General features: G+C 37.7%; 15 protein-coding genes. All 15 read right to left on the reverse strand.

Features of this window, described 5'->3' with window-relative positions:
- Positions 1–9 precede the first annotated feature (9 nt).
- Positions 10–1,737, reverse strand: a complete 1,728-nt coding sequence (locus RBQ60_RS07635) for a recombinase family protein (protein ID WP_307885904.1) — start codon at positions 1,735–1,737, stop codon at positions 10–12.
- Positions 1,738–1,771: 34 nt separating this feature from the next.
- Entirely contained in the window at positions 1,772–1,933 is a 162-nt protein-coding gene (locus RBQ60_RS07640) for a hypothetical protein (RefSeq protein ID WP_307885905.1), read from the reverse strand.
- Positions 1,934–2,540: 607 nt separating this feature from the next.
- Positions 2,541–2,777: a sigma factor-like helix-turn-helix DNA-binding protein gene (locus tag RBQ60_RS15530; RefSeq protein ID WP_331654261.1), complete on the reverse strand. Its 237-nt coding sequence runs from the start codon at positions 2,775–2,777 to the stop codon at positions 2,541–2,543.
- 588 nt (positions 2,778–3,365) lie between these two features.
- Positions 3,366–4,175 (reverse strand): aminoglycoside adenylyltransferase family protein, encoded by an 810-nt coding sequence (locus tag RBQ60_RS07650; RefSeq protein ID WP_307885906.1) that lies wholly within the window; start codon positions 4,173–4,175, stop codon positions 3,366–3,368.
- Between the two features lie 43 nt (positions 4,176–4,218).
- The gene (locus RBQ60_RS07655) at positions 4,219–4,995 is read right to left on the reverse strand and encodes a nucleoside phosphorylase (protein WP_307885907.1); all 777 of its coding nucleotides are present in this window, start codon (positions 4,993–4,995) and stop codon (positions 4,219–4,221) included.
- A gap of 133 nt (positions 4,996–5,128) precedes the next feature.
- A complete protein-coding gene (locus RBQ60_RS07660; RefSeq protein WP_307885908.1) occupies positions 5,129–5,398 on the reverse strand; it encodes a CD3324 family protein in 270 nt (89 codons plus the stop codon).
- A 352-nt stretch (positions 5,399–5,750) separates the two neighbouring features.
- Positions 5,751–7,163 (reverse strand): relaxase/mobilization nuclease domain-containing protein, encoded by a 1,413-nt coding sequence (locus tag RBQ60_RS07665; RefSeq protein ID WP_331654269.1) that lies wholly within the window; start codon positions 7,161–7,163, stop codon positions 5,751–5,753.
- Positions 7,164–7,226: 63 nt separating this feature from the next.
- Complete coding sequence (locus RBQ60_RS07670; RefSeq protein ID WP_307885910.1) at positions 7,227–8,297, reverse strand: hypothetical protein; 1,071 nt, start codon at positions 8,295–8,297, stop codon at positions 7,227–7,229.
- Entirely contained in the window at positions 8,260–8,436 is a 177-nt protein-coding gene (locus tag RBQ60_RS15535; RefSeq protein WP_442871376.1) for an HNH endonuclease, read from the reverse strand. Before RBQ60_RS15535 ends, RBQ60_RS07670 begins: the two co-directional genes overlap by 38 nt.
- 69 nt (positions 8,437–8,505) lie before the next feature.
- Positions 8,506–9,150, reverse strand: a complete 645-nt coding sequence (locus tag RBQ60_RS07675) for a hypothetical protein (protein ID WP_307885911.1) — start codon at positions 9,148–9,150, stop codon at positions 8,506–8,508.
- A 180-nt stretch (positions 9,151–9,330) separates the two neighbouring features.
- Positions 9,331–9,615: a CD1845 family protein gene (locus RBQ60_RS07680; protein WP_307885912.1), complete on the reverse strand. Its 285-nt coding sequence runs from the start codon at positions 9,613–9,615 to the stop codon at positions 9,331–9,333.
- A gap of 66 nt (positions 9,616–9,681) precedes the next feature.
- Positions 9,682–10,017 (reverse strand): plasmid mobilization protein, encoded by a 336-nt coding sequence (locus RBQ60_RS07685; protein WP_307885913.1) that lies wholly within the window; start codon positions 10,015–10,017, stop codon positions 9,682–9,684.
- On the reverse strand, positions 10,017–10,625 hold the full coding sequence (locus tag RBQ60_RS07690; protein ID WP_307885914.1) for a hypothetical protein: 609 nt from the start codon (positions 10,623–10,625) through the stop codon (positions 10,017–10,019). The genes RBQ60_RS07685 and RBQ60_RS07690 overlap by 1 nt, the downstream gene beginning before the upstream one ends.
- A 62-nt stretch (positions 10,626–10,687) precedes the next feature.
- Positions 10,688–10,963: a hypothetical protein gene (locus RBQ60_RS07695; RefSeq protein ID WP_307885915.1), complete on the reverse strand. Its 276-nt coding sequence runs from the start codon at positions 10,961–10,963 to the stop codon at positions 10,688–10,690.
- Between the two features lie 110 nt (positions 10,964–11,073).
- On the reverse strand, positions 11,074–12,465 hold the full coding sequence (locus RBQ60_RS07700) for a hypothetical protein (RefSeq protein WP_307885916.1): 1,392 nt from the start codon (positions 12,463–12,465) through the stop codon (positions 11,074–11,076).
- Positions 12,466–12,554: the final 89 nt, after the last annotated feature.

The raw sequence follows: 12,554 nt of genomic DNA on the forward strand, positions 1-12,554 counted from the left end.
GACAATAAATCACTTGAGATTTTCAAGAAAAAAGGGTGCCGCCAAGGAATTAATAGGTCTTGGCTGTATACTTATTGTCTCCTCAAGGCACGTTGAGACGTGCGTACTTTTGTCCCACAAAAATTCGCAAACATCTCCACCGTCCTTATAAACTGGAAAATTGAATAAAATGGACTTCAGAGGTAGCTCTGATTCATCACATGGGAAAATCTCTATTTCTTTGATTAGCGAAGAAATTAGGGATTTTTTCTCTTCATCGCTGATTTTGTCATATACCTTATCGAAGTTTGCCAACAGGGTGTAGATATTCTCCAAGGTAATGGCATCCTGCTCCACGGCTTTGCGGCGGAGCTTTACATCCTCGATTTTTTCTTCAAGCTCTACAATGATGTCATATAGACCATCAAGCCGGAGGGTCATATCGTGAAGCTTGCGTTCTCTGAAACGGGTATCCTCCGGCAGGCTGTCAATTTCATTTTCAAGGCGAGTTTTATTCAAATCTACTTCTCTAAGTTTACCTTCGTAATTTTTCAGCTCTCTATCAAGAGTGGAGGTATCAATCTGTTTCCCTATTTTTGATTTTATTTCGGCTGCAAAATTCTCATTCTTAATCAGCTCTCGGATTGCTTCAATGACAAGCGGCTCAATGTCAGTTTTTTTAAGCATTGCTTTGTAGTCGCAGCTTTTTCCTCTGGCGGTGCGAGCCTTGCTGCACACATAATAATAAATCTCTTTATATGTACCGTCTTTGTTTGTCCATGCGTGTTTATTGGTGTACATCGGTCCGCCACATTTAGGGCATTTTAAGATACCACTTAACAAATGTGCTCTGTCCCGACCAATTTTAGAGGGAGATTTCACACCTGTTATTTCTCGCTTTCCATGTGCCTGTTTCCATAGCTCCTCACTGATGATAGCATCGTGCTGACCGTCTGCGAGAATGTAGTCATCTTGATGTACTTGGCGATATTCATTCTTAGTGCCTTTGACCTTTTCTCTTGTGCGTCTGCCAAAAGCAATTTTTCCATAGTACACAGGATTGTCGATTATCATTCTGATAAAATGGGTGCTCCATTGCGTTAGCGTACCATTATCCCGTTTGACTTTTTGAATACCCTGCAAGTTAAGATAGTTGGCGATTTTATAAAATCCCATATTTCCATTTACATATTTATCAAAGATAATGCGTATCGCTTCAGCTTCATCTTCTTGGATAAAAAGCTGCTTATCTTTGAGATAGTAGCCATAGGGAGCAAAGCCACCATTCCAACCGCCTTGACGGGCTTTTTCCTTTCGCCCGTTCATAGTCTGCTCAATGATATTTTCACGCTCTATTTCAGCAACAGCAGACAACACAGAAATTAAAAGTTTACCGCTTGTCTGCGATGAGTCAATTCCTTCCTCAATGCAAATCAAATTCACACAAAAGGATTGAATATGCTCCAAAGAATTAAGAATATCTGCGGCATTTCGCCCGAAGCGAGAGAGCTTATAAACTAAGACATAATCAATGCTCAATCCGTTTTCAATATCATTAAGCATCTGTTTAAAGGCAGGTCTGCCCTCAATGGACTTGCCGGACTTGCCTGCCTCTTCATAAATATTTACGATTTCCATTTCTTCTCTATCTGCAAATCGCTTTAAGCTGTTTTTCTGTCCGTCCAAGCTGAAGCCGTCAACCTGCATTTCGGTACTTACACGAGGGTAAAGTACACATCTTTTTCCACTCCTATTCATAGTCATACCTCCAATAAATTATTGGAAAACATCTCTATTCAGCACGATTTATCTCATTTAAAACTTCTGCACCATGCTTTTCGATAATCTGAGAAAGCACATTTATGAAATCCTGATATGCTTTTGTTTTCTCAAATTTATGATTGGGGGCAGGAGCTTTAATAGCATCACTGGGGATATTTTTGACATTTTCCATTCGCAATCACCTCCAAGTGCATTGCTTACATAGAGTATAAGCAATTTTGTTATTTATGAAAAGTTTGTCATCACGTTATAAATAGCATAAATAAACGCACCGCAAATTTACTTTAAATAAAAGTGCGGTGCGATTAAATTCACCTGTTTGCCGTATTTGCCACGCACCCCGACAAAGGGGATATTTTGAGTTGCTGTTGGCACAGCTATCATAGCCCCGTTGTACCGTAGCTTGTCCTTTCAAAAGCCACGCATACCGCAGGAACTCCCCCTGTTTCTATCGTCTTGGGGGCGTAACGTCACGAAGTATCATTGTCCCTTATGGGGTCATTGCGGCGAACGTGCTACCGCTCGGTCTAATGGCTGCATTTATCGCTTCGACTACTGGAATATCCATGCTCATAAAGGCTCTAATCAATTATTTGGTTTCCTATTTTGGCAAGAGTGTTACAGCAGTCATCATGGCGATGCCCATTATGTCGCTTTGCTTTTCAGCCACATAAGTTTCGTACTCAAAATACCGTATATTCGGTTGTCAAGGAACATGGGGAAGGATTTTACCTCCCTCTATATACCCTGACTTTTTTCCTTAGGAAACGGAACGTGATTTAGAAAAAACTTTTTAATTTTTTTTCTATGGTATGTAATCCTCTTTCTATACCAATACGGACAGCTTTTTCACTTACACCTTCTGCTTCGGCAATGGCAGTCTTACTCATGCCCATAAAATAATGAGCGTAGATCCGTTTTGCCTGCTTGTCCGGCAAAGAAGCAATGGCAGAATGGAGCTGCTGACTTGTGAGCTTACGTTCGTAAATCTCATCGGGTGAAAGAGATATAAACAAGATGTCGTGTTCAATTCCATCTTTACGATCAAGAGAGTAGTACGCTTTGTAGCGGTATTTTTTTCTTTCGTATGCGGACTCTGTTCTTGTGTATAGTAGGGATAATAATCTTTCAAATTAATTGTTTTCATGGTTTTACCATCCTTTCGATTTTTTGAGTTTGCTGAAATCGAAAGGATAGTGGTGGAGAGCGGCAGTGAAGCTCTATAAACACAAAAGAGTCCGGCTGCATAGCGCAATCGGACATAAGGGAATTATTAGCAATTATATAATGATGTGTGTGTTCATGTTTGTGGTCATTATATCCTATTGGGGAATATAAGCTTTTTTTAATAAGCTATAAATTGTCAAGTTTTGTCGATGAAAAATTAACACGGCGATACCTCCTTGATACCGCCGTGTCCAAAAAAAGGGCAACTTTAACATACCCTCCGTAAATCCATTTTTGAAAAAGAAAATCGGCGGCTTTGATTGTTATTTCAAAACCGCCGTTAGGTTAACTCTATTCTGTTTAGGCGCATAATAAACTTGCCGCCACAACAACGGTTTTTTTTATTTCCGTCGGGCGGTTCTTACGTTATAAAGAATTCAATGTGACAAATCATAATCTTTTACTCTGTTAAGCGATTTTTCGATGGACTGCTTCATAAATGTTACAAGTGAAGTTATCTCTGCATTTAAATCATTCCAGCAATCCTCACATTCCCCTAAATATGCTTTACGAGCTGTTTCCAGTAACATGGCAAGTTTTTGGGGAAGTCTGGGAATTGCCCACTCTGCTGCGGCATCTTTTGTACAAATTTCGCCTGTAGAGGTTGTAAACCACATTCTGGCTAATGTCAAAAGCACATTTCTTTCATCACCTTTGATACTGGTAACCAAGCTCGGTAATGAACATTTAATTGCTTTTTGAATGTCTTTTTTGGAGATAGGCTCTATTATTTTCATTACTTCTGGCCCTTTCAAAGATAAACTATAACTTCTTGCCTGCCATAAGAGAATAGCTACATCAGGGTCATAATCTGCCTGTGGGATATCCCCAGCCTCCATTTGTTCACGTAGCCATTCCCCATACATATACTCATATTTCGGTGGAAAACGCCACGGGGCAACATCTTTCAGATTGACTACCGTTACTTCGAGTGGTCTTTTATCGCTGCATCCAATTTTCCCGGATATAAGCATTAACCGCTTTGTTAGCTCACTTCGCATTGCTTCTGACATATGACCGTTAATAATAACTAAAATGTCGACATCACTGTCAATGTGCAAATCCCCGAGTATCGCTGAACCGTATAGATAAATACCTATCAACTGATTTTCAAACAGTTCTTCAATCACTTCCAATAGCTGAAGAGCTTGACTTGGTATGTTTTTGAAATTATCATTATATTCCATGTAAAAGTCCCTCTTTCAAACGTAAAATTTCTTGTTTCTATTTTCATACTTCATCTTCCAACAAAACAACCGCATCTAATGCCAATCGCAGAGAAACAGCCATACTTTCTTTTCCCCAGTTTCTCTCCCGATAAGCAGTTGTATCGGCAAGGGTATCGGCTGTAAACAGTATCATTGCCCAAGTAATGCCCCTAAACCGGGCACAGGCAGCCAAGCCGGAACATTCCATTTCTACTACCCGACATCCTTCTTCTATACGATAACGTATCATTTCTTCCGTTTCCCGATAAAAACCATCAGTAGTCCATGTTTTTACTTCCATAAAGGCAAATCCAGCTTGGGCTAAAGCTGTTTTTACAGCCTGTATGCCTATTGGGGATACTGCAATTTCTCTGGACGGCAATAAATAATGATAAGAAATTCCTTCATCTCTTAAAGCTGATACTGGAATTAGAAATTCATTTTCGGAAACATCTACCAATGCGCCACAGGAACCCGTAGAAACAACTTGTGTTACTCCTCTGGCAATAAGATATTCCAAAAGCTGGACTGCCGCTGCTGCCCCTAAAGGCGCTTGGCAGAGACAAACTTTTTTACCTTTATGCACACATTCATAAATAGGGTAGACTTTGGTTATTGTCTCAAACTTGTCGATTTGCGTTCCTTGATGTGTCTGTACATAACGCTCTATCTCATCAAGCAGGAAAGCAAATACAGCTTTTTTCGGTAATGGCTGAAGTTCCTGTCTATCAGGGCGGATTACAGCTTCCTGTACAGTATCATATTCTAAAATAGGATATTCACTTTTTATTAATGCCATATATGTACCTTTCTATAAATTAATCTTTAACTTACCTTACATAAAATTTAACATTTTTGAATGCTTTTTTAAACCTCGTAAACAGTTATAAAATGAAGAGGAGCCAAAGCTAACGCTTGGCTCCCTTTACAAGTTACTTTTTTATATGTCTCAATATCCTCTGGATACTTTTCTCTGACAAAAAATACTTTTTTGCCAAAGAAGAAATAGTTATTCCATTTTGCCATTCCTGATAAATATTGTGGTTCCTTGTTGCAAGGATTTCTTTTGTATCAGTTCTATCGCCCCACTTTTTCTTTAGATCAGAACGTCGAGGAATATACAAGATTTCGCCATCAATATATTCCTGTATCTGGTGCAACAACTCCTCTGGCAAAACATCAGTTGCCTTTACATAGCCCATTGCTTTCCTCCTAAAAATTACTTCAGGAATAGCAAAGGCTATTACATTTTAGGTATTAAATTTTTGTGCAATAGCCCTTGCTATGCACAAACCATCCTAACTAAACGCATATATATAATCCTCCTAATAGAGTTATAAATATATTGTACCATAATCCCAAACCCAAGAAAAGCATAAGGGAGTATAATTTTGGGGTTTTGCTTATTTTCGGCTTTCCACTAACTGGCAAGCAGGGCATACGGGTGACCACCGTATGCTTTTGCTTGTTGGGGAGTATCCCCAACCCCCACTGAAACGATGATAAATCATCGTGCCACGCCCCATAAATGGTGCTGTAAAATCACAGGGTAGCTTATCGCTGATCCTGTGATTTTTCTTTTGCCGTTTGTTCCTGTTCCAGTCCTAAAAGGCGGTCAATGTTTGCCTTTGCAGTCAGAATATCTTGCATTTCTTTTTTTGCAGTATGGTACTTGCTGTAAGTCTTATTTTTTATGGAAAACAGCTCATCACATTCAGCTTGCAGGGCTTTGATTGTGGGGAGCTTTTTTACACCAAGTTCCTCAAAAGCCACCTTTGCCGCTTTGTGCAAAGTGAGGTCGGCACGGTGTTCCTCATAAAACTTTTTAGAGTAGACTGCCTTGCGGTAGTCGGTGTAAACATCTCGTGTTTTGGCATAGTTAAAAATGTGTTTTTTAAGAGCCTGTATTTCAGCAATACGCTTTTCAGCGGTCTTAATTTGCGTGTTCAGCTCATCAAAAGTGGCGGTGCATTTCTTCGCCTTTTCCTCTAAATCGGAGTAGGCAAGGAGCTTGTGTTCTTGCAGAAAATTAACGGTCTGTGCCATCTGCTTTAGGTTGAAAATCTTTGCCCACTGCTCATATCCTTTGCCCTTGCCATGCTGTAATTTTGCCTGTATATCCACAAGCAAATTGACGGATTTTTCTGGCTGTCTTGGCTGTTTAGTAGTTGGCTTTTTAACCTCTCTTTGTCGGGCTTTACCCTCAATGATTGCCTTAATTTCATCTTCGGAATATCCCTCACCAAGTGAACGCAGACGGATAAACTTTTTCTGTTCAGTACACTTAAATCCATAATGCTTACCGCTTTTTATTTCATAGCCTGCACTCTGCATAAGCTGTAAAAACTTATCAAAGGTTTTTGGCTTTTGGGCAAGCACTTCATCAATGGTCTGTCTTAATTTATCGGAGTGGGAGAGGGGCTTATTATCGCCAAGCCATTTGCCATAATGACCTTTGGAGCGTTTGGGATTTTCGATAATGGAAAGCCCATTTTCAAGACAAATGCGGTCGGAAATTTGAGCAAGAGTCTTGCCGCTTCTCTTAAAATCTCGAAACTTTCTTGTGCAATCGAGAGAGGTAGAATTAAAGATAATGTGATTATGAATATGGGCTTTGTCTATGTGTGTTGCAACGACAAATGCGTGTTTGCCTTTGGTCAAGCTCATACCGAGTTCATAGCCAATTTTATTTGCAAGCTCGGGTGTAATTTCCCCGGGCTTAAAGGACTGACGTATCTGATAGGCAATGACATTGCTTGCTTGTTTTCTGCCTGTAATATCATCATATTGTCGCTTAGAGAGCATAAACTCGCCTTGCACTGTTCGTGGGTCGCACTGGTAAGAGGATAGCAGTTCGCCGTCCTTTGTTTTGTCAGGATTTTTAGCATAATCGGTGCGGTCGGCAAGGCAATCTGCTATGGATTTTCCTTTGTTTTGGTGCATGGCAATTAGTCTTGTGGTAGCGATAAAAACACCTCCTTAGAGACAAGAAAAAAGAGCTGCCGTGTGGCAACTCTTGGACACAACATTTTATTGAACTTTATCAACAGAAGATAAGAAAGTATTTAATCTTTCAAACTTTCTAAAGGTATATAAACTTGCATCAATTTCTGCATTCCTAATAAGCTTGTTTATGAGCATTGGATAGGACACAACCTCAGTTTCGCTTCCTATGCAAGTAATTTGTCTAAATGTACTGTTGTTTAATTTATCATTTTCATCAAAATATAGCAACAAACTTTTAAGATGAACTCCCATTTCATTCTTTAGATATGACCTTGCTTCTTCCTTTTCCATATCCTTAAATTTATCTACATCGAAATAGTCGCTTCCCAATTTTGCAGAGAGTACATCTGACATATCCTTCTTCAGCGATTCTTTTTGTATTGCTACTTCCACTCGTTTTTTAAACTCGTTCAAATCCATGCAAGGTTCCACATTAAAATACATTGCATAAGTAAGAATATGCTTGGGTTTTCTTATACTCAAATTTGGAATTGAGCGATTGATTTTTTGAAGAAGTTGCAAATAAGTTTCAAGAACACTTTCTTGAGTATTCCATTCATCAGACAAAAGTACATAATATTGAAAAGTATTAAATAAATCCACATAGCACCAAAGGTTGTTGTCTTGGCTAAACAAAATCAAATTGTGATACAACTCCATTTGTGTATTCAATTCGATATATTCATCAATAGGATTTAAAGCAACAAACGGGATTACTGGATATTTGAACGAAATGCTTTCTATTTCTTCTTCTTTCGATTTTACATCTATCCCTTTGCTTATCAGTTCAAAGGATATTCCCTTATCCAAAGCAAAATTAAAGGCAATTTTCCCAATCCCATTTTTAAAGGAGATGTTTTCAACAAGGAAATCATAAGATAATATTTCAAACTTCAGTTTAGAAACATCACATCTTAGTTTTTTGCTTAGTTCATAACAGGCTACTACTTTCCCGTTTTTTATCAAAACATCATAGACTTCATTATCATAGATTGCTTTTCCCGTGTACGGAGGGTGTGAATTTGTATTGTTAGTTTTGGCAAAATCTTCTATTTTGCTAATTATAGGTAAATGTCTTTGTAAAGGGTGCATCAATATATTTACTCAAATAATTATTGCATACTTCACAGCATATATCATCGGACTCATATAATCCACCTATTGCATTTTGTATAATGTGTTCCTTGCTTCTTTTCAAAATATCTTTACCACAGTAAACGCATTTATCTCGCATTATAATTATTCCTTTCGTTGAAATTATTGACCATCCATGAATTTGAAAATAACAGAGGAATGGCTAATACTAATTGTCCTGCCAACTCTCAACCACCAAATTATAATAGTAGGTAGCCAATCTTTCCAAACAATCATGTATATCACTGAATATCTCAACAAAATTTTCTAAATCAATAGCTACATTGTCAAATTTGTTTAAATAAAAATGATTTTTTGACCGACTGTTCAATGGGTATCTGCTAAAATCAATATTATAGTAAGCTGTATTTACATCTTTGGTTTCGCCTATCGTTTTTGAAAGTTCATCTAAATACAGTTCTAAGTTTATTACCATTTTATTGAATTCGTTTTCGGGTCGAGTATCATCAAACCCAAATTTTTTAATTTTCTCCTTTGCAGTAAGCCATATTCCTCGTATATCGTGGTTTTCTTTATAAGTAGATTTATAACCAAGTAAAATATTCAAGCTCCAACAAATTGATTTTCCATACAATTCGATTGCATGATTTACCGAAAAGAACATAGGGAAAATTAAAATGTCTGCTTTTTTATCTCTGTTGTCATTTACGCATTGCTGTGCCAACATAATGGCACTTTCAAAATATCCATCAGCAATAGTATTCATATTGTGAATTGGTTGATGATGGTTTGTTCTCCAATTCATATAAGCGGTTTTATCAACATCTGCATTATAGCTAAATACATTTTTCACTGTAACATTCCTCCACGCAACTCCTAATTCTAATTTGTTTACTAAATTATACCATGCACCTCCCTAAATTTCATCAACAGCTTTTGAACGAAAAAAGCAGAAGTGCCACCACAAAACAAGGGTCAAGATAAACGGCTTTGCCGCCATCGCTTTATGGTGAAACTTCTGCTCCTCGTAGTATCAAATGGCTTTCAGCCGTTCGTTTATTCCGTCCACCGTGCCGATGAGCCAAGTTGCAAGCATGGGTACTCCGTAAGGGCTGATGAGGTAGGCGGCAAGCAGTGCCTTTAAACCTTTCCCGACTTCCCCCAATAGCACCATTATGGCAAGTGCCAGTATAAACAGGAGAAGTGCAAAAACGGATAGCAGCATGGAGCTGAATAGGCAGAGAAATTGGCACACAAACACGATAACAGACAATATAAGGGTAATGGGGAACAGCAATATTTTCAGCAGTATTCGCATGATACCGACCTCCTTTTTTTGAGATAAGCATAGCATGGCTTTTTCTTTCTGTCCATGATACAGATTTCAAATCGCCGCAAGCCGGAGCATGATTTCCTCCGCAGCAGTCCAAAGTCTGTCATAGCTTTTTCGTAAATCCTCAATGTCCTCACTGTAAAAACTGCCTGTTTCATGTGCCCGTTTGGTAAGCTGATTTAGGCTGTTAGAGGTTACTCTCAGCACTCGTACAAGCTCTCTAACATCGGCGGTGTTAAGGTGAATAATAAGCCCATCAATCGCCATTTTGCGAAGATAGGCTTCGGTGTTCTTAGTGCCAAGCTCCTGCATTTTCTGCTCAATCAATTCTTTTTCCTGCTTGGTTACTCTAAGCTGAATACGGATATTTCGCTGTCTGTTTGACATTAGCGTTCCTCTCTTTCTGATTTGGATTTTTGGGGGTGCATAGAACCCTTTGGCGGTGGCTGCTTTAAGCTATCCAAGATAGAGGGTCGCACCCGTTTGGCTACTACCTCGGTATCCCTTGAGGGTGCAGACCGCATGGCACTCATGTTGAGCTCATTATCAAGAATAACAAGCCGTGCGATTTTGTCCTTTAACTCCTGTTCCTGCACAAAGGGCTTTTGCACCTCAATCTTTGCCGCCGCCTGCTGATTATATAAGTTTTCAAGCTCTTTCTGTACCGCCTGTAACCGCCCCTGCATACCGTTTAAGGCATTGTCAATACGGGTAAGATTTCCTCTTGAATCAAGCCCCAATTTTGCTGTATGGCTCATTGCTCCTTTGAGGGTGAGAGTATGCTCATTGCCAAAGGCAGCATAGCTCAAATACATGGTAAAGCCTTTGTAACTGCCGATTTCCACGGGGTCGCTGTTCTTCACTTCCTTGCAGGCTTCAAGAATTGCCGCCCCTGCATTGTCTTTGTCGGTGAGAATATCGCCCTTAATGGTAATCTTAAAATCATCTTTTCCAAACTCATTTTGCACTTTCGGGGTATGCTCTGCCAGTGTCATAATGTCCTGCTCAAAGCCTTTGATGTAACCCTTGTGCCGTTCAATGCTTTCGGGGAAATGCTTTATTTCAGTTTTGGGGTATCGCCTGTTGGGTCAAGCAGGGCAATTCCCGTAGAGCCACGGCGAACATATCTGTTCATTTTACTGTTCCACAGCTCATAATCAGCACAAGCCGTTGCATCGGGTCTTTGTGCGTAAATCATAAGCTGTTCATGGTATGGGTATTTATATAGCCGCCCCACGGTGGCAAGAAAACCTGTCCAGTTGGCAAGGCTGCTTGTCAGCTTTTCGGCGGTATGCTCTGCAAGCTGTGCAAAAGCTTGGGTTTTTGTTGGCATAAAAAATCTCCTTTCATTTTTGAGTATAAAAAATGCCTATCAACTTTTACATTGGTAGGCGTTAAGTGAGAATGTGATTATTTATCACATTTTTTTAGATTTACAATAGTTTATTTAAATCCATACTCTTTATTTGCAATAGCTATACTGCACATATTATAACAATCTTGTGAAATTAACTTGACTATATCTTTTTGACTTGATTCTTTTAATAAAGAAACGTCAAATTTGATACCGGAACTTTTGAAAATATCCTCACACATTTCGGGTGTTAAACCAGTAGAACAAATCTGAACTAAAGTTATATTATTTCTACAAAATACCAAAGAAGAATAGCCTTCCATTTCTATTAAGCAGAATTTTTGGTTTTGAAAATATTCGCTTATGTTTTGCCAAGAACTTAATAAAGATTGCTCCATTACTATGTATATCATCTTATGCTGTAATTCATTTTCTATTAAATTTTTTATACGAGAAAACAGCTTGAATTGGTGAAATACAATCGTGTTATTTACCTTAGATAAAATCAGCATAAGTGAACTTATATCGTATTGTGAGATAAATTGTTTAGATGTGCCTCTATCATAAATATATAGCAAAGATATAAACTCTAATCCGCCTAACAGATTATTAAAATGCAAATGCTGATTTGGTGATGCTGTCAGCTTCTTTAGAATGTCAGTTAATTCAATATATTCAGTTTGAAGCTTTTCATTTGTATCTTTAAATGGAAACACTTCTAATAAAGCACAGTTCAACTTTGAATTTACTTCAATATAGTTGTTGAATTTAAGTGCATCTATCCTATCTTGTATAATGTTAAGAACACTTGAATTAGAAAAAAGCTTCATTATTGTTTCTCTACACATCTTTGTAGGATTTTCTTCTTTAAAAGTTGCGTCATAAATCGATTCAACTAGGTCTGCCTCACTCTCTTGGAATATATGTTTCATGATTATTTTAAACCTATTGTTAGGCAAAAATATTTTAGAATTATCTCCGTGAGAAATAAAGCGTTGCCAGTCCTTCGAAGATAAAAATTCCCATAATTTTAATTGATTTATATCAATATCAAATGATATTGTTGTTGCATAAAATACTTTTTCAGCAATTTCTTTGACATTAGATTTAGACAACTGTTTGTTAATAAGTTTTTTTCCATCACATAAATATTTATAATATTTTTTATTTGATTTTAATTCTTGGACTTTTTGATTAAAATAATCCTCATCATTATTTTCAAGAATCCATAAATATTCAATAAGTGTAGCAGATATTTCTTGTGCCTTATTAAAGCTTGTAATTAGTTCATCCATTAACCATTTTTTACTGTCATCTATTAATGAAATTTTTTCTAACATGATAATAAAAAAACCAAGCGAAGACATTGATGTTGTTACTTTATGAGCATTTTCATGTTGGATTATATGATTAGAACTAGAATCCATATTAGATGAGTTTAAAAGTGTATCATTTCCAAATCTATATTGACCTTGAAGCATAGAACCTCCTATGATTAAATAGTAAAATATCATACATTGTAATTTCCCAATAAATTGTTTTTATTTTTATTGTACTATATTTAACCGCA

The organism is Anaerotignum sp. MB30-C6 (assembly GCF_030908465.1).
Taxonomy (GTDB): domain Bacteria; phylum Bacillota; class Clostridia; order Lachnospirales; family Anaerotignaceae; genus Chakrabartyella.